Raw genomic sequence first — 16,984 nt, forward strand, 5'->3', positions numbered from 1 at the left:
TTTGGTTCACGCGAAGGCGCGAAGGCGCGAAGAGAAGGCTCGGATCTCACGCGGAGACGCGGAGAACAGTTCAGAAGGAGAGTGGGGTCCCCCCGTAGTGAGAGCAAAGCTCACCCGAGGCTCTACCATTCAAAATTCTCTCCGCGCCTTCGCGCCTTCGCGTGAACCATAACGGCTTCACCTAAGAAGCCTGTCGGCGTCCGAGGCAAAAGCCTGCCGATCAAACGTCCGTCGGTCGCGTCGCGACCAGCCCGTTCGACACGAACGTCATCACCATCACGTCGTCCTGATTGAACACCCTCATCCGGCTCTTGAAGATCCCCATCTCTGGCCGACTCGCCGACACGCGCTTCTCCAGTACCTCGGTCTCGCACCGTAGCGTGTCGCCCGGATATACCGGCTTCACCCATTTCAGCTCGTCGATCCCCGGCGACCCGAGCCCCGCCTGCCTGTTCTCCTTCAGATGCGCGACCAGCATCGCCATCGTCATCGCGCACGTATGCCAGCCGCTCGCAGACAACCGCCCGAAATGTGTCTGCGCCGCCGCCTCGTCGGACAGATGGAACGCCTGCGGATCGTATTTCGCGGCGAAGTCCATCACCTCCTCGCGGGTGACGGCGTAACGCCCGAACGACGCGGTCCGACCGACCTCGATATCCTCGAAATACTGCACAACCTCTCCTCTTATCGTTGCATCACCTTCTGGAAGGGTGCGTCAGTGCCGTCCAGCCCCGCCTCGGCCGGCAACCCGATCAGGTCGCGCAGCAAGGGCTCGATCGCGACGTTGTCGAAGCTCGGGATCGTCTTGCCGCGAACGAACGCCGGCCCGTTGGCGATGAACAGCGCGCGCATCTCCGGCGCCATGTTGTCATACCCATGCATCCCACCGACCGAAGCCTTGGTCGGCGCGCTCGCATCGACCCGCCAGCCGACATCGGCGAGGCACAGATAGCTCGGCACCCGCGGGTTGCGGCCATAATGGAACCGCGCGGGGATCTCCCCCTTCCGCCAGCATTGCAGGTGATCATGTGGCTTGAGCAACCGCGCCTCCAGCGCCGCCTCATGCCCCGGCACCGCGAACAACGTCGCGTACGGCCCCATCTCCACGGTGCGATAGTCCGCCTTGTCCGCGATCGTATCGAGCGCCACGACCCGTGTGCTGCTCGTCGCCGCCATGCCGTGGTCCGCGACGATCACCAGATTCGCCCGCTGCCCCAGCGCGGCCAACCCGTCGACCAGCGCGCCAATGCTCGCATCGACATCCGCCACCGCCTGAGTCACGCCTGCGCTATCCGGCCCACCCGCATGCCCGGCGCTGTCGACCGTATCGAAATACAGCGTCACCAGCTTCGGCCGGATCGCCGCCGGTCGCCGCATCCAGTCGAGTACCGCGTTGACCCGCTGCGTACCCGACACCTGCTGGTTGAACTGCTGCCAGTCCTCCGGCCGCGTACCGCCTTCGACCGCACCGTGACTGTCCGGCTTCACCGTGCCGCCGATCGCGACGTTCGCGCCCGGCCAGAACATCGTCGCAGTCCGGATTCCCGCCTTCTCGGCATCGACCCAGATCGGCGAGCTCTCGTTCCACCAGAACGGATCGTCGGTCGCCATCGTGAACGTCTCCCCCGGCCGCGCCGGATCCTCCATCCTGTTGCCGACGATCCCGCTGCGATCGGGCCGGAGCCCCGTCACCAGCGTCCAGTGATTGGGAAAGGTGACGCTCGGAAACGACGGCCGCATGCTCGCGAACACCCCGCCCGCGCGCAGCCGGTTGAGGGCCGGCGTCACGCCACGGTCGAGGTAATCCGGGCGGAAACCGTCGATCGACACGAGAATCGTCACCGGCGCGCGCACCTCGCCCGGCATTGCCATGGCTGAAATGGTCGTCGGAGCAGGCGCGGTAATCGGCGCAAGGGCAGGGGGCGTATATGGATACGCACACCCGGCGAGCGTCAGCCCGAGTGCAGAACTGAGGAGAGCCAGCGCGTTCTTCATCATAACCGTTCGTCCCGAGCAGGTGGCGACTTTTCGCGATCCCTACCCGGCACGAACGGCGAGCGAAAGCGACCGTTTGCATGGGCTAGCTGGCTGTCCAAGGGGAAGCACCACCCCGGCGAAGGCCGGGGCCCAATTGGGGGGCGTTGCTGATCGGCATTGCGCTTCGTTACTGCCGCCTACCCAATTGAACCCCGGCCTCCGCCGGGGAGGCAAAAGAAGTGACGGGGAGGTAAAGGGAGGTGGCCGCCCGCAACACTCAGCACTAGCCGTCGGCCTACAGCCCCACCGCCAGCTTGCTGAACAACGTCCAGCTCACCGGCGTCTTCCCATACGCCGCGTCCAACGCCGCCGGCTTCGCATACGCCGCCACCGTCCCGCCGAGCGCCAACCCAAGCGGCCCGACGATCGGCAACCGATACGCATACCCCGCCTCCGCCTTCGTTACCCGGAACTTGGCGTCGTGCAGCGGATCGTCATGATCGGGGAAAAGTTCGTCGTTCGCCACGTTCTCGACCCGCCCGAACACCGCATGCCGCGGCGTAAGCTCGTACGTCGCCTCCGCCAGGAACGCGCTCAGCTTCTCCCCCGGCACCCGATCCTTCAGGCTGTACGCGAACGTCGTCGCCAGCCCGCCCCGTGCATATTGGACGCTGGCGGTCGAGCGGCTCTCGTCCTCCCCCGGGTGCTGTGCCTCGGGCTCCTTCAGCCGCCCATGGCTCACCTGCACCGCCCAGAACGGCGACGGCGTCCACGTCCCCCGCACGCTCCACGAATCGAGCCGCGGCGCCTCGATCCCCCAGCGATGCTCGTCCGGCTCGCGCCCCTTGAACGCCGACGCCTCCAGCTGGAACGCGGGCGTCGCATAGCCCGCCGTCACCACCCCGTACGTGATGTGCGTCGAATCGAACCAGTGATGCGTGATCGGCGACATCGGCTGATACCGCGCCGATCCCCGGTGCATGAAGGCGCTCGGCCCTAGCGCCGGCTCGCCGACCGGCCCGCCATACAGGAACAGCGTCGCCCCGTTCCCCAGCCGGTAATCGAGCTTGGCGGCAAGCTCCATGAACAGGTCGTGCGGATGCTGCCGATCGACCAGCGGTCGTTCGTTCGCCAGCTCGCCGGTCGCGAACAAGTTCGTGTATCCGCGCGCCCCCATCAGCGGCTCCAGGCTGTTCATCGTCCGCAGCTGGATATGAAACCGGTCGCCGAGATCGCGGTCCGCCATCAGCATCGCCATCGACTGGACGAACGCCTCGCTCTTCCCGCGCGGGCCGCCCTGGTCGGTCACGACGCCCCAGGCATAGCCATGCGCCATCAGCATCCACTCGCCCGCCTGCGTCATATAGCCGCGCATCGGCCCTTCGGCGGCAGGCAGCCGCGACGTCCCGCTACCCTGGCTGTAGAATCCCGCAGACGTCCCCATCGCCATCCCGGCCATCGCAGCCCCCGCCGGTGCCCTGGCGAGTGCGGCATCGGATGCCGCCCGATACGCCGGGTCGGCGATCATCGCATGCCCCATCGCGGTGTGATCTGCAGTGGGGTGATCCATGGCGGAGTCATCCATGCCGGCATGCCCCATGGCGGCGTGATCCATCGCCGAATGGTCGATCGGAGCATCGCGCATATGCCCCCGATCCATGGGCATCATCGGCACGGCGGGGGAAGGCTTCGCCGCGACCGGTGCGGATGCGGTGTGATGATCGGCTGCCCCGTGGTCTTCGTTCGTGGCTTCAAGGGGCGCGTGCATTGGCCTGGCCGCGGTGGACCGCGTCTTGGCCACAGGGCGCACCGTCTTTTTCGTCTTGGTCTTGTCGGCCCGCGCGGGCTCGGCCGGCATCGGCATGGTCATGCCCGCGCCATGTTGCGCGGTGGCGGACTGTGGCAGGCAAAGCGCCGCGGCGCTCGCCGCGAGCAGCATTGATCGTGTCATCGTCTGAAATCCCGATAAAGCGTGAAGGCGAGGGTGCAGGTGCACCCGACGATCACGCGGTTCGGGGTGGTCGCAGCATGGGCGCGGCGGTCATGCCGATGTCGAACACGGCGGCCCGCTCGATCGGCGCGGCGGTGTCGGCCGGTGGCACATCGTCGATCCGTGCCACGGTCCACGCCGAGGGGGGAATACAGCCGACGCAGCTATGCTCGGCGACCGCCTCATGATGGGCAGGCGTGTGATCGGCCGCCCGGAGATCGGCGTCCTCGCGCCTGACGTGCGCCCTATCGCCTGTCATCGCCGTCGCGGCATGCGCGCTCATGGTCGATCCGCCGTGGCACGCGGCCGGCGCTGCGGCCGGCAGCGCGAACGCGGCAAACAATAGCACGAGGAAGAGCCGCATCAGCATCGTGTGCGATTAGGATCGGATGCGCGCGCGATCAACCCCGTTGCAGGGGAGCGGTCGAACGCAACCCGCGCATCGTCAGTCCGGCTGTGTCAGTCCGTATGGGTCAGTCCGTCTGCGACGTCGCACGGTACCGGGCGCGGCTGGACGCCAGCTGGCGGCGAACCTCCTCGACTGCCTGTTCCTCGGTCGTGAACAGCAGATGGTCCATGACCGCCGACAGGTGCGCGCGCATCGCCAGTCGCGACGCGGCTGGATCATGCGCGCGCAACGCATCGAGGATCGCGCGATGTTCGGCGACGACCGGCCGGACGTTCGCACTGCGGGCCTTGTTGTGCAGCAACGCGCATTCCGGCGAGGTCGCGCGGATCCGCCAGAATCCCTCGATCGCCAACTGGATCGCGGCGTTGCGGGTCGCTGCGGCGATCAGGAAATGAAAATCGCGGTCGGCGTCCTCGGTCACTTCGGGCAGCAGGTTTTCCTGGTCGATCCGTTCCACCAACAACGCCAACTGCACCAGTTCGTCATCCGAAACATGGATCGCAGCCAGCGCCGCCGCTTCGCCTTCGATCATGATCCGGGCTTCGGTCAGTTCGAACGCGGTGATCGCGAACCCGGGGCGCTCTTCCTCGCCGGGCAGCTTCCGCACGAAAGCCCCGGAGCCGACGCGGACGTCGATATAGCCCTGCACCTCCAACGCGATCAGCGCCTCGCGGACCGCGGGCCGGCTGACGCCGTGTTCGAGCGACAATTCACGTTCGGCGGGCAATCTGTCACCGACCGCGTACCGCCCCGATGACAATTGGTCGAACAGCTGCCCGGCCAGTCGCTGATACAACCGTCCGCCCGTCTTGGGCGAAGCCATCGCCAGTGTATCGAACCCAAGTACCATCTCAACACTCGCCTGGCGTTTCCAGAGCAATCCCTATCACAAGACCCTGCCGATGCCAGCGTCCGATGCCGCGTCCGATGCTAGCGTCGACATATCCCGGTTTCATGCCCTTGCAACGCCGCCCGAACGATCGACCGTGTTCGCGGCGTTCCACGCACTGAGATGCGCGTCCTCCACTTGTGTCACGATTAGGCGGGCAAACCTTGGTTCGCGTGCCTCACATAAGGGCATCCCGTGCCTGTAACCCTGATATGTCCATGTTGAACTCTATGAACCGGACGATACGGTCCAAGCTTGACCAGCTTTGTCGAGCAATCGGCCTGACCAGACGGACTCAGCCGTCGTAACCCTTCAGGGGCTACGATATGTCTGTCTGAAAAGTTTCGTTCATTTCGCCTCTGCGCGGTCACCCAATACCAAAAGTTTTGACTGGTAAGGCCGATTTGCGCTAGCTAAGCTGCCAGCAAGAAGAGGGTTGTGCAGACGGGATCTGTCGCAGCTGCGCGCGTCGCAGTCGTCGCCATGCCCGCGACGGTGCCAACCTGTCGCCCGGTCGCTCCGGCGGCGCACGCGGGGGCGTTCGAGTGTGGCACCGATACCGGATTGCGGCGGTGGTGCCGTGGAGTTTGCTGCGCGGTACGCCGCAAGCGGTTTCGAGGGTTTGAGAGCAATGAATAGCGTGTTGATGACCCAGAGTCTGATGACCCAGACGATGCGGTGGTTCGGGCCGAACGATCCGGTGTCCTTGCAGGGTATCCGCCAATCCGGCGCGACCGAGGTGGTGACCGCGCTGCACGAGGTTCCGAACGGCGAAGTCTGGACACGCGCGGCGATCGCGGCGCGCAAGCAGCTGGTGCAGGACGCCGGTCTCGACTGGACGGTGGTCGAGAGCCTGCCGGTCGACGAGGGTATCAAGACCCGCTCGGCCGACTGGGACCGACTGATCGAAGCGTATCGGCAGAGCCTGCGCAATCTGGCGGCGTGCGGCATCCGCGTCGTCACCTATAACTTCATGCCGCTGCTCGATTGGACGCGGACCGATCTCGGCTGGGAACTGCCCGACGGATCGCGCGCGCTGCGCTTCGAGGCGATCGCGGTCGCGGTGTACGACCTGTTCATCCTGCAACGACCGGGCGCCGAGGACAGCTACGACGCGGCGGTGCGGGCTGCTGCGGCGGACCGCTTTGCCGGGATGGACGAGGCGGCGCGAGCGCATCTCGAACGCACGATTATCGCCGGCCTGCCGGGCAGCGAAGAAGGCTTTACGTCCGCAGCGTTTCTCCAGGCGATCGAGACCTATGCCGACATCGATGCCGCCCGTCTGCGCGACAATCACGTCGCGTTTCTCGACGCGGTGTGTCCGCTCGCCGACGAACTCGGGATCGCGCTGGTCGTGCATCCCGACGATCCGCCGTTTCCGATCTTCGGACTGCCCCGCATCGTCAGCACCGAGGCCGACGTGACCGATCTCTTTGCCCGCGTGCCGAACGCATCGAACGGTCTGTGCCTGTGCACCGGCTCGTTCGGCGTGCGCGCCGACAACGACCTGCCCGGCATGGTCGACCGACTCGGCGCGCGGATTGGCTTCGTCCACCTGCGTTCGGTCCAGCGCGAGGCTGATGGCGCGTTCCACGAGGCCGATCATCTCGAGGGCGATGCCGGCATGGCGGCGGTGGTGGCGGCGATCCACCGACTGTCGGTGCGCGAGGGGCGCAGCATTCCGATGCGGCCCGATCATGGGCATCAAATGCTCGACGACCTGACGCGCACGACCAATCCGGGCTATTCGCTGCTCGGCCGGATGCGCGGACTCGCCGAACTGCGCGGACTTGAACGCGGCATCGCCTATGCGGCAGGAGTAGTGGCATGACCCGTCCCCTCGAACTTCATCCCGACCGGCTGTTTCCCGCCGATCCGACCACGCGAGCCATCGCCCGCGCGCTGTATGCGGAGATCGCCGACCTGCCGATCGTCAGCCCGCACGGCCACACCGATCCGACGTGGTTCGCCGACGACCGCAACTGGACCGACGCGACCTCGCTGCTGCTCGCGCCCGATCATTACCTGTTCCGGATGCTGTACAGCCAGGGCGTCGACCTGGATGCGCTGACGATCCCGCGTCTCGATGGCGCGCCCACTGCCGATCCGCGGTCGGCGTGGCGGACGCTCGCGGCGCATTACCCGCTGTTCCGCGGCACGCCGTCGCGGATGTGGCTCGATCATGTGTTCGCCGAGGTGTTCGGGTTCGACGTCGCGTTCGAGCCGGCCACCGCGGACCTGTATTTCGACACGATCGGCGAAAAGCTCGCGACCGAGGCGTTCCGCCCGCGCGCGCTGTTCGACAGGTTCCGGATCGATTTCCTCGCCACCACCGAAGGCGCGCACGACAGCCTCGACGCACATCACCGCATCCAGGCGAGCGACTGGAACGGCCGCGTCGTGACGACCTACCGACCCGATGGCGTCATCGACGTCGAGCATGAGCAGTTCGCAGGCGCGCTGCGGCGGTTCGGCGAGCTGACCGGCGAGGACGTGTATAGCTGGCAGGGCTATCTCGCCGCGCACCGCAAGCGCCGCGCCGATTTCCGCGCGGCCGGCGCGACCGCAACCGATCACGGCCACCCGACCGCCGCGACCGCCAACCTGTCGCCGCCCGAGTGCGAAGCGCTGTTCGCGCGCATCGTCGGCAACGCCTGGACCACCGCTGACGCCGAACTCTTCCGCGCACAGATGCTCACCGAAATGGCGGCGATGAGCATCGAGGACGGCATGGTCATGCAGATCCACCCCGGCTCGGTCCGCAACCACAATGCCGGGCTGTTCGCCAGCCACGGTCGCGACAAGGGCGCCGACATTCCCGGGCGCACCGATTACGTCCATGCCTTGAAGCCACTGCTCGACCGGTTCGGCACCTCGACCGAGTTGTCGATCATCCTCTTCACGCTCGACGAGAGCGTCTACGCGCGGGAGCTGGCACCGCTCGCGGGCCATTATCCGTGCCTGAAGCTGGGGCCGGCCTGGTGGTTCCACGACAGTCCGGAGGGCATGCGGCGGTTCCGCGAGATGACCACCGAGACAGCGGGCTTCTACAACACCGTCGGCTTCAACGACGATACGCGTGCGTTCCTCTCGATCCCGGCGCGGCACGATGTCGCACGGCGGGTCGATTGCGGCTTCCTCGCGCGGCTGGTCGCGGAGCACCGGCTGGAGGATTGGGAGGCGGCGGACCTTGCGCACCAGTTGACCAACGATCTCGTGCGCAAGGCGTACCGGCTGTGAGGTTGTCCCACGACAACCTTGCGGCGCTCGGTAAAAACGTTGCGCAGCCCGCTGCATCGGACGCACCCGTGCGGCGGATCGTCCATCTCGGGATCGGCGCGTTCCACCGCGCGCACCAGGCGGTCTACACGCAGGATGCGATGACGGCCGACGACGGCTGGCGGATCACCGGCGTTTCGCTGCGCTCGCCGCAGGTCCGCGACACACTCGCGCCGCAGGACGGCTTATACACCGTGACCGAACGGGCGAACGGCGCGACCTCGACCCGGCTGATCACCGCGATCGACACGCTCTTGGTGGCTGCCGAAGATCCGGAAGCCGTGATCGCCGCGCTGGCCGACGCCGACACGCACGTCGTCACGCTGACGGTCACCGAAAAAGGCTATTACCGGCACCCGGCGAGCGGCGCGCTGCTCACCGACGATCCCGCGATCGCCAACGATCTCGGCGGCGGCGTGCCACGGACGATCTTCGGCTATCTCGCGGCGGCGCTCGATCGGCGGCGCGGCACGGGAGCGGGAGGGCTCACGCTCGTCTCGTGCGACAATCTGTCGGGCAACGGCGCGCTGTTGATGAGCCTGCTGACTGCGTTCGTCGATCGCCGCGATCCCGATCTGGGCGCGTGGGTCCGCGCGCATGTCGCGGCCCCCGATACGATGATCGACCGGATCGTGCCGGCGTCGACGCAAGCCGAGCGCGCGAGCGTAGCGGCGGCGATCGGTGTCGACGATGCCGCGGCTATCGTCACCGAGCCGTTCCGGCAATGGGTGATCGAGGACCGCTTCGCCGGCCCGCGTCCCGCCTGGGAAACCGCGGGCGCGCAGATCGTCGACGACGTCGCGCCGTTCGAACTCGCCAAGCTGCGGCTGTTGAACGCGAGCCATTCGACGCTCGCCTATGTCGGGCTGCAACTCGGCCATGCGTTCGTCCATGAGGCGATCGCCGACCCGCTGTTGCGCGCGTTCGTCGTCGCGCAGATGCAGGACGAAGCGGTGCCGAGCCTGACCGCGGCCGCGGGACTCGATCCGGACGCGTATATCGCCGCGATCCTCGATCGCTTCGCCAACGCCGATCTGCATCACCGGCTCGATCAGATCGCGATGGATGGATCGCAGAAGCTGCCGCAACGCTGGATCGCGACGGTGACCGACCGGCTGGCACAAGGGCTGGACAGTCCGCGGCACAGCCTGAGCATCGCCGCATGGATCGCCTACACCGCCGACGCCCCGCACATCTCCGACGATCCGTTGCGCGAACGTTTCGCCGCGATCTGGGCCGAGTCCGCGGGCGATCCGCGGCAGGTCGTTACGCGCTTCGTCACCGAGCTCGGCATATTCCCCGCACAGTTCGACGACGCGATCGTCGATTCGCTCGCCCAATCCGTTGCAACATGGCGCGCGGAAGGTCCACGGGCCGCGCTGCGTGCAGCGATACGGGAGTTTGAAGCATGACCGGCCCGGTGCTTTGTTTCGGCGAGATGCTGCTGCGCCTCGCAGCACCCGATCGCGGACACCTGTTTCAGGAAGCACGGCTCGACGCGCATTTCGGCGGCGCCGAGGCGAACGTCGCGGTCGCGCTCGCGCGGATCGGCGAACCCGCTGCGGTGGTCACGACCCTGCCGCACGGATCGCTCGGTGACGCCGCGCTGGAGTCGGTCCGCGCCGCCGGCGTAGATGTCGCGCGCGTAAAGCGCACCGACGGCCGGTTGGGCCTGTATTTCCTGTCGCCGCCGAGCGGTCCGCGTGGCGCGCATATCATCTACGACCGCCTCGACAGCAGTTTCGCGGTGACGCCGTCCGACGCCTATGACTGGCCCGCGCTACTTCACGGCGTGGACTGGCTGCACCTGTCGGGGATCATTCCCGCGATCGGCCCGGACGCCGCGCGCCTGTCGCTCGACGCGATCGCCGCGGCGAAGGCGGCCGGCCTGAAAGTCTCGTTCGACGGCAATTTCCGCGCGAGCATGTGGGCGCGCTGGTGCGCCGATCCGCAACAGATCCTGCTCGATCACGTCGCCGGCGCGGACCTGCTGTTCGGCAGTCACCGCGATATCTCGCTGCTGCTCGGCGAGGATTTCGCCGGCGACACGTCCGACGCCCGACGCCGCGCGTGCGAGGCGGCGTTCGCGCGGTTCCCGAGCCTGACCTGCATCGCCTCGACCGCGCGCCGCGTCATCGACGCCGACACGCACGAACTGTCCGCTCGGGTCGATCGCCGCGACGAGGCTTTCGAGACCGAGACGATCCTCGTCACCCAGATCGTCGACCGGATCGGCACCGGCGACGCGTTCGCCGCCGGCGTGCTGTCGCGCCTCGACGATGGTTGCGAAGCCGCTGCCCGGTGCGGCCTGGCGCTGGCTGCGCTCAAGCATGCGACGGCGGGCGATCACAGCCGGACGGCGCTGGCCGATCTCGCCGCCTTCACCGGAACGCCTGTCGACGTTCGGCGCTGAACTCAGGCCGGGTTCGGCGTTTCCGAAACCGGCGTGAGTGCCCTGCCGCTATCGAACCACGCGCAAAGATTGTCGACGACAAGCTTGCCCATCGCGTCGCGCGTCTGCTGCGAGGCCGAGCCGATATGCGGCAGCAACACCGTGTTGGGGAGTTCGCGCAAGGCATCGGGGACGTTCGGCTCGTCGGCATAGACGTCGAGCCCCGCCGCGAGGATCGTGCCGGCTTGCAGGGCGGCGATCAGCGCGTCCTGGTCGACCACGCTGCCCCGTGCGACGTTGATGAAGACGCCCTCCCGACCGAGCGCCTCCAGGACGGCGGCGTCCACCAGATGCTGCGTCCCCTGTCCGCCGGGCACGATCGCGATCAGCACGTCGCACGTCGCGGCCAGCGCGACCGGCGTCGCGTGATAGTCATAGCCGATGTCCGTCTGCTGCGACCGGCCGTGATAGGCGACGCTCACGCCGAACGCCTCGAGCCGCCGCGCCACCGCCTTGCCGATCGCGCCGAGCCCGAAGATGCCGATCCGCCGGCCCCGCAACGTCGGCGACAGCGGAAAGGGATTTTGCGCCCATGCGCCGGTGCGGACATGGCGGTCGGCCTGAGGAATGCGGCGCAACGTCGCCAGCAACAGTCCGACGGTCAGGTCGGCGACCTCCTCGTCCAGCACGCCGGGCGTATTGGTGACGACGATCCCGCGCGTGGCCGCGGCCTCCGCATCGATTCCGTCATACCCGACGCCGAAATTGGCGACGATCTCCAGCGCGGGCAACCGGTCGAACCAGTCGCTGCCGATCCGCCCCGCCAGCGAACTCGCCGCGAGGCCACGGATGCGGGGCGCCACCGTAGCCAGGAAGGCATCGGAATCCGCATGGTCCCATAATTGGTGGACGACGAACCGCTCGCGCAACGCGTCGGCGACGCCCGGCAACATGGGGGCGGGTATCAGTATCTCTGGAAGGCTCATGCCGCGACTTTAGCCGCCACGCGGTGCGCCGGCATCCCCTTCCGCACGATCTTGGCCTCTAGCGCCGCCAAACCGTGCAGCCAATCAGCCGGGAATGCCCCAATTCGCCTCCTCGTTGGCGGCGGCCGCCGTCCGGACGAGGTGCTGGACATAGTTCTGGAAGACCGGAACCGTGAACGTGACCAGCGTCGGCTCGCCCTTGGGCTCCTTGAAGGTCAGGACGACGAACCGCTGGCCGTCTTCGTCGAGGATCAGCCCCGCTTCCATCGCGCCGGGGCCGCTGGGGGTAATGACGGTCGTTGCCATGTGTGTCGCCTTTAGAAATCCGTGATCGTTCGAAAGGCCCTTAGCGAGCGTTGCCGACAAGCAGAAGGATCACACCCGGTAGCGGGCTTCGAGCAAATCCAGTTCCCGCATCATCTTCTGTGCCGTGGCGCTGCCGATGCGCCGGTCGCGGACCCGCTCGACGACCGAGGCGCGTTCGGCCTTGATGCCGGTCAGCCGGAAGCTGCGTTCGAGCTGGTCCTGAAGCCGCGCCTCCGCCGATGCCTTGGCGGACCCGGTGCGGCTCTCGATCCGCTCGCGGTAGAGGTCCATGACCCGCGTACCGGCGGCGGTGTAGAAATCGGCCTTGCCCTCGCGGGTGGCGAGCGTGTGTTGCGCGACCTCGATGGCCCCGATCGCCGCCTCCGCGGCCGCGACGCGCGCGGCATCCTCCTCGGCCTGCAACGAGGGCTCGGGCGGCATGGTCAGACCGTTGAGCAGGATCGGCAAGGCGATGCTGGCGACGGCGAGCGATACGATGATCACCCCGGCTGCGAGGAAGATCGCAAGATCGCGCGCCGGAAACGCCGTGCCGTCCGTCATCGTCAGCGGGATGGTGAGGACACCTGCGAGGGTGATCGCGCCGCGCACGCCGGCCAGCGACATCGCCGCCACCAGTCGCCAGTCGGGGCTGTATTCGGGCTTGTCCGAGCCGCGGTGCCGGCGTCGCAGCAACGTCAGCCGCAGCGAAATCCACACCCAGCCGAACCGCAACGTCGCCAGTCCCGCGACGATCGCCAGCACGTACACGCCGAGCCACCACGTGCCGTGATGCCCGGTCAGCAGTACCGTCGCCTTGGCGCCTGCGAGAATGGCGGGAAGCTGTTCGCCCAGCAGCACGAAGATGATCCCGTTGAGCGCGAACTGGATCGTGTCCCACACCGAGTTTCGGCGCATCCGGGTGGCGGCCAGCGCCTGTCGCGAGATCTCCGCGAAGGTCATCGTCACGCCCGCCGCAACCGCCGCGAGGATGCCCGAGGCGTGCAGATGCTCGGCCATCAGATACGACCCGAACGGGATCAGCAGGCTGACCAGGATCTGCGAGCCGGGCTCTTCGCCGAACCGCCGCGATACCCAGGCTTTGGCGCGCGTAGCGGCGAGCGTGACGATGATGCCGACGGCAATACCGATCCCTGCCACCCAGATGAAGTTGGTCGCCGCCGCGGATGCCGAGAACGTCCCCGTCAGCGCCGCTGCGATCGCGAAGCGCAGGCACACCAGCCCCGAGGCATCGTTCAGCAGCGATTCGCCTTCGAGGATGTGCATCATCCGCTTCGGGATCGGCACGCGTGCAGCAATCGCCGACACCGCGATCGGATCGGTCGGGGAGACGACGGCGGCCAGTGCGAACGCTACCGCCAACGGCATCGCCGGGATCATCCAGTGGATGAAGAACCCCATCCCGACCACCGTCAGCAGAACCAGCCCGAGCGCGAGTTCGACGACGACCGACAGATCCTTCAGCAGTTCGTCCTTGGGAATCCGCCAGCCGTCGAGGAACAGCAGCGGCGGCAGGAACAGCAGCAGGAACAGCTCGGGATCGAGCGCCACGCGGTAGGACGTCGACAGCCCGATGACCGCGCCGAGCAGGATTTGTACCAGCGGCGTGGGCACCGACACCGGGATCATGCGCGACATCGCGCCGCTCATCACCACGGCGAGCAACAGGAACAGGACGATCGATACGGCTTCCAAGCGGCACTCCCAGGGTCGACACGCTCGTCAGTACCGGGCGCGGTCGGGGTAGAACAACCCCGCGCGGACCGAAAGCGCGGGGGAAAACTGCGCAGGACCACATAGCGTCCGACGCGGCGTTCAGGCAGAACCCGTGTTTCCAGCACCGCGCTGGCCGCACGATTGACGGATCGGAACAGCGCATGGGCGACAGCGATACGGGCACAGGTATGGGAATGGCGGGGCCGCTTGCCGGCGTCATGATCGTCGAGTTCGATGCAATCGGGCCGGTGCCGTTCGCGGCGATGATGCTCGGCGACATGGGCGCGCAGATCGTCCGCATCGTCCGGCCCGGTCGCGCCTATAGCCCCAGCGCCGATGGGCCGGCCCTGGGACGTGGCCGGCGCAGCGTCGAACTCGACCTGAAGACCGAGGCGGGGCGTGCCGACGCGCTGGCGCTCGTCGCGGCGGCGGATGCGCTGCTGGAGGGGACGCGGCCGGGGGTGATGGAGCGGCTCGGCCTTGGTCCTGCCGACTGTCACGCGGTCAATCCGACGCTCGTCTATGGCCGCATGACGGGGTGGGGCCAGACCGGACCGCTGGCGCAGGAGGCCGGGCACGACATAAACTATCTCGCGCTCACCGGGGCGCTGCACGCGATCGGCCCGGCCGAACGACCGATACCGCCGCTAAATCTTGTCGGCGATTACGGCGGCGGGGCGATGATGCTCGCGCTCGGCGTCGTTGCCGGCGTGCTGGCGGCGCGTGGCGGTGGGCCGGGCAGGGTGGTCGACGCGGCGATGACCGACGGCGCCGCATTGCTGTCGAGCCTGTTCTTCACGTTGCACGCGGCCGGCCAATGGAGCGACCGGCGCGCGTCCAATCTGCTCGACGGCGGTGCGCCCTTCTACCGCTGTTATGCATGCGCGGACGGCAGGCATGTCGCGGTCGGCGCGATCGAGCCGCAATTCTTCGCGGCGCTGCTCGCCGGGCTGGACGTCGCGGACTGGCGCGCGGTGCAGCACGACCGCACCCGCTGGCCCGAGATGGCCGCCGCGTTCGAGGCCGCGTTCGCGACCCGCCCGCGCGACGCCTGGGCGGAGCATTTCGCCGGCACCGATGCCTGCGTCACGCCCGTCCTCGATCTCGCCGAAGCGCCGCACCATCCGCACAACGTCGCACGCGGCACCTTCGTCGACGGGTATCCGGCGCCGGCGCCCCGCTTTTCAGCCCCAGCTCTGGACTAGCCTGAAGAGACGGCCGTTACCGTCCCGCGTTCGAGACCATATCCACGTCGCTACCGCCGCCGGTCCGTGCCCGCACATACACGACATACGCGTCGTTGCCCCGCACCCCGCCCAGCACATGCTGGCGTCCGTCGCTGCTATGCCCCGCCGAATATCCGGCCGCGGTCGCCCTGGTATAATAATAATCGAGCATCTTCTGCATCGGCGCGCTGCTCGCAAAGCTCACGACCCGCAGGCGACACCCGTCCTTGTCCGCGCCCGCCGCCTCGGACAACCGCGCCGCCGGATACAGCGGCAGGTCCGCCGGCAACCGGTTCGCCCACCCCGCCGAATAGCCGATCTTCTGCGCACAGACCCCGGCATCCGGCGTCTTCTGCCGCTCGGCGAGCGCGCCCAGGGTCAGCGCGCCGTCCGCCGATTTGCATTCCGGGCAGTCGTTCGACGCCGCCGGTGCGCGTTTCAGCGTCGCCGGATCGACCGGATCCCTCGGCAACGCCGCGTCCGCGGGTACCGCACCCGTCATGGGCTGCGGCGGCGGGCGCACCGCACCGGTATTCGACGATTGCGCCAGTCGCGGATCGACCATGATCTGGCCGCCCAACGACGACGTCAGCGCCGGATCGCGCGTGCCGTTGATCAGTTCGGCATCGAGGCTGTTGAGATCCTGCTGATCGGTCGACGACCGGTTGCAGGCGGCGAGCGCGAGCGGGAGCAGAAGTGCGGAGCGCAGGGGGAAAGTCATCACTCGCATCCTATGCACCGACGACGGTGAAGAAAGCGTTTTCCGCAATCGCGCAGGCGAACTGCCCGCGTGTGCCGCCGTGCACTCCGCATCACCGCACGGATGGTCACGCGACGTCGATCTTGTCCGAACCGGTCCGACCCGCCATGTTCATCTTATGCTGAACATCGTCTCGATCCTCATCGGCCTCGTCACCCTGGTGCTCGGCCTCGTCGCCTTCATTCCGCTACTCGGCTGGATGAACTGGCTCGTCATCCCGATCGGGATCGTCGGCGCCGCAGTCGGCGCGCTGTCGTCGAGCAGCGGCGGGCGCAACCTCAACATCGTCCTGATCATCGTCTTCGCCATCCGCCTCAGCCTCGGCGGCGGCATCATCTGACGCAAGAAGGGCCCGGCGTTTCCACCGGGCCCTCCTGACTTACACCGGTGCCGGATCAACGACAGCGGACGTTGCCGCGGTCGATCGACGAGCCGAGCACCGCGCCACCGCCCGCGCCGATCAGCGTACCGAGCAGTCGCGAACCGCCGCCCGCGATGACGTTGCCCAGCGCACCGCCGGCAAGCCCACCGACGATCAGGCCCGTTGTCCCGTCGCTGCGACGGCAATAATAGCGCCCGTTGCCGCCGCGATAGATGCGGTCGTTCCGGCCGAGACGCCGCTCCTGGTAATAGCGCCCGTCGCGGTAATAGCGGTCGGCGAAATAGCCGCGCTGGCCACGCTCGTACCGATTATAGTCATAGCCGCGATACTGCTGCCAGTTGCGCCCGTCGTTGCGGCGATCCTGGCGGATGTCACGGATATCGCCGCGGCGGTCCTGGCGGGCATCGCGCACCTCCTCGCGGTATTCGCGGCGGGCGTCACGCACGTCGCCGCGCGAATCGGCATCGCGCACGTCGCGACGATAATCGCGCTGCGCGTCGCGGACCTGGTCGTTATACTCGCGATTGGCACCGCGGACCGTCGATTGCGCGGTCGCGGGGATTGCGCCGAACGCGGTGGCGGCAAGGGCCGCCGACAGAATGGCAATACGCATGATCTCTCTCCCGATAGTATGGAAAGAGAACGGCCGGCCGA

At 67.5% G+C, this 16,984-nt stretch carries 16 protein-coding genes; 6 read left to right on the forward strand and 10 right to left on the reverse strand.

The features are described 5' to 3' along the window. Positions 1–220: 220 nt before the first annotated feature. The 5 genes from U1707_RS05555 to U1707_RS05575 form a co-directional block, all read right to left on the reverse strand. The gene (locus U1707_RS05555; protein ID WP_332799115.1) at positions 221–673 is read right to left on the reverse strand and encodes a MaoC family dehydratase; all 453 of its coding nucleotides are present in this window, start codon (positions 671–673) and stop codon (positions 221–223) included. An 11-nt stretch (positions 674–684) separates the two neighbouring features. Continuing rightward, positions 685–1,995 carry an alkaline phosphatase family protein gene (locus U1707_RS05560; protein WP_443025657.1) on the reverse strand — a complete coding sequence of 437 codons (1,311 nt, stop codon included), beginning with the start codon at positions 1,993–1,995 and terminating at the stop codon, positions 685–687. 277 nt (positions 1,996–2,272) lie between these two features. Further along, on the reverse strand, positions 2,273–3,928 hold the full coding sequence (locus U1707_RS05565) for a hypothetical protein (protein WP_332799116.1): 1,656 nt from the start codon (positions 3,926–3,928) through the stop codon (positions 2,273–2,275). Positions 3,929–3,980: 52 nt separating this feature from the next. Further along, positions 3,981–4,331, reverse strand: coding sequence for a hypothetical protein (locus tag U1707_RS05570; RefSeq protein ID WP_332799117.1), 351 nt, complete (start codon positions 4,329–4,331; stop codon positions 3,981–3,983). Positions 4,332–4,440: 109 nt separating this feature from the next. After that, complete coding sequence (locus U1707_RS05575; RefSeq protein ID WP_332799118.1) at positions 4,441–5,226, reverse strand: FadR/GntR family transcriptional regulator; 786 nt, start codon at positions 5,224–5,226, stop codon at positions 4,441–4,443. Between the two features lie 685 nt (positions 5,227–5,911). Between U1707_RS05575 and uxuA the strand changes: the two genes are divergently transcribed. The 4 genes from uxuA to U1707_RS05595 are packed head-to-tail and all read left to right on the forward strand — an operon-like array spanning position 5,912 to position 10,957. Next, positions 5,912–7,096 carry a mannonate dehydratase gene (gene uxuA, locus U1707_RS05580; RefSeq protein ID WP_332799119.1) on the forward strand — a complete coding sequence of 395 codons (1,185 nt, stop codon included), beginning with the start codon at positions 5,912–5,914 and terminating at the stop codon, positions 7,094–7,096. Next, positions 7,093–8,505, forward strand: a complete 1,413-nt coding sequence (gene uxaC / locus U1707_RS05585) for a glucuronate isomerase (RefSeq protein WP_332799120.1) — start codon at positions 7,093–7,095, stop codon at positions 8,503–8,505. The genes uxuA and uxaC overlap by 4 nt, the downstream gene beginning before the upstream one ends. Further along, positions 8,502–9,956, forward strand: a complete 1,455-nt coding sequence (locus U1707_RS05590) for a mannitol dehydrogenase family protein (protein ID WP_332799121.1) — start codon at positions 8,502–8,504, stop codon at positions 9,954–9,956. Before uxaC ends, U1707_RS05590 begins: the two co-directional genes overlap by 4 nt. Continuing rightward, positions 9,953–10,957, forward strand: coding sequence for a sugar kinase (locus U1707_RS05595; protein ID WP_332799122.1), 1,005 nt, complete (start codon positions 9,953–9,955; stop codon positions 10,955–10,957). Before U1707_RS05590 ends, U1707_RS05595 begins: the two co-directional genes overlap by 4 nt. Positions 10,958–10,959: 2 nt before the next feature. Here the strand turns inward: U1707_RS05595 and U1707_RS05600 are convergent, their stop codons facing one another. From U1707_RS05600 to U1707_RS05610, 3 genes are all read right to left on the reverse strand, one after another. Then, the gene (locus U1707_RS05600) at positions 10,960–11,922 is read right to left on the reverse strand and encodes a 2-hydroxyacid dehydrogenase (protein ID WP_332799123.1); all 963 of its coding nucleotides are present in this window, start codon (positions 11,920–11,922) and stop codon (positions 10,960–10,962) included. Positions 11,923–12,006: 84 nt separating this feature from the next. After that, complete coding sequence (locus U1707_RS05605) at positions 12,007–12,228, reverse strand: hypothetical protein (protein ID WP_332799124.1); 222 nt, start codon at positions 12,226–12,228, stop codon at positions 12,007–12,009. Between the two features lie 69 nt (positions 12,229–12,297). Next, on the reverse strand, positions 12,298–13,941 hold the full coding sequence (locus U1707_RS05610; RefSeq protein WP_332799125.1) for a Na+/H+ antiporter: 1,644 nt from the start codon (positions 13,939–13,941) through the stop codon (positions 12,298–12,300). A 182-nt stretch (positions 13,942–14,123) separates the two neighbouring features. On the opposite strand from U1707_RS05610, the gene U1707_RS05615 reads away from it, so the two are divergent. Then, positions 14,124–15,167 (forward strand): CaiB/BaiF CoA transferase family protein, encoded by a 1,044-nt coding sequence (locus U1707_RS05615; protein WP_332799126.1) that lies wholly within the window; start codon positions 14,124–14,126, stop codon positions 15,165–15,167. Positions 15,168–15,183: 16 nt separating this feature from the next. Here U1707_RS05615 and U1707_RS05620 read toward each other — a convergent pair whose 3' ends face one another. Next, entirely contained in the window at positions 15,184–15,909 is a 726-nt protein-coding gene (locus U1707_RS05620; RefSeq protein ID WP_332799127.1) for a hypothetical protein, read from the reverse strand. Between the two features lie 157 nt (positions 15,910–16,066). Between U1707_RS05620 and U1707_RS05625 the strand changes: the two genes are divergently transcribed. Continuing rightward, complete coding sequence (locus tag U1707_RS05625) at positions 16,067–16,288, forward strand: hypothetical protein (RefSeq protein WP_332799128.1); 222 nt, start codon at positions 16,067–16,069, stop codon at positions 16,286–16,288. Between the two features lie 55 nt (positions 16,289–16,343). Here U1707_RS05625 and U1707_RS05630 read toward each other — a convergent pair whose 3' ends face one another. Continuing rightward, positions 16,344–16,943 (reverse strand): glycine zipper 2TM domain-containing protein, encoded by a 600-nt coding sequence (locus tag U1707_RS05630; protein ID WP_332799129.1) that lies wholly within the window; start codon positions 16,941–16,943, stop codon positions 16,344–16,346. Between the last annotated feature and the right edge of the window lie 41 nt (positions 16,944–16,984).

It is taken from the genome of Sphingomonas sandaracina, from assembly GCF_036663695.1.
Classification (GTDB): Bacteria; Pseudomonadota; Alphaproteobacteria; order Sphingomonadales; family Sphingomonadaceae; genus Sphingomonas.

Bases quoted from the DNA above. Each gene is read 5' to 3' on its own strand.
- U1707_RS05600 (WP_332799123.1), bottom strand. From the start codon at position 11,922: ATGAGCCTTCCAGAGATACTGATACCCGCCCCCATGTTGCCGGGCGTC.
- U1707_RS05575 (WP_332799118.1), bottom strand. From the start codon at position 5,226: ATGGTACTTGGGTTCGATACACTGGCGATGGCTTCGCCCAAGACGGGC.
- U1707_RS05560 (WP_443025657.1), bottom strand. From the start codon at position 1,995: ATGAAGAACGCGCTGGCTCTCCTCAGTTCTGCACTCGGGCTGACGCTC.
- U1707_RS05615 (WP_332799126.1), top strand. From the start codon at position 14,124: ATGGGCGACAGCGATACGGGCACAGGTATGGGAATGGCGGGGCCGCTT.
- U1707_RS05595 (WP_332799122.1), top strand. From the start codon at position 9,953: ATGACCGGCCCGGTGCTTTGTTTCGGCGAGATGCTGCTGCGCCTCGCA.
- U1707_RS05620 (WP_332799127.1), bottom strand. From the start codon at position 15,909: ATGACTTTCCCCCTGCGCTCCGCACTTCTGCTCCCGCTCGCGCTCGCC.
- U1707_RS05605 (WP_332799124.1), bottom strand. From the start codon at position 12,228: ATGGCAACGACCGTCATTACCCCCAGCGGCCCCGGCGCGATGGAAGCG.
- U1707_RS05570 (WP_332799117.1), bottom strand. From the start codon at position 4,331: ATGCGGCTCTTCCTCGTGCTATTGTTTGCCGCGTTCGCGCTGCCGGCC.
- uxaC (WP_332799120.1), top strand. From the start codon at position 7,093: ATGACCCGTCCCCTCGAACTTCATCCCGACCGGCTGTTTCCCGCCGAT.
- U1707_RS05625 (WP_332799128.1), top strand. From the start codon at position 16,067: ATGCTGAACATCGTCTCGATCCTCATCGGCCTCGTCACCCTGGTGCTC.
- U1707_RS05565 (WP_332799116.1), bottom strand. From the start codon at position 3,928: ATGACACGATCAATGCTGCTCGCGGCGAGCGCCGCGGCGCTTTGCCTG.
- uxuA (WP_332799119.1), top strand. From the start codon at position 5,912: ATGACCCAGAGTCTGATGACCCAGACGATGCGGTGGTTCGGGCCGAAC.
- U1707_RS05630 (WP_332799129.1), bottom strand. From the start codon at position 16,943: ATGCGTATTGCCATTCTGTCGGCGGCCCTTGCCGCCACCGCGTTCGGC.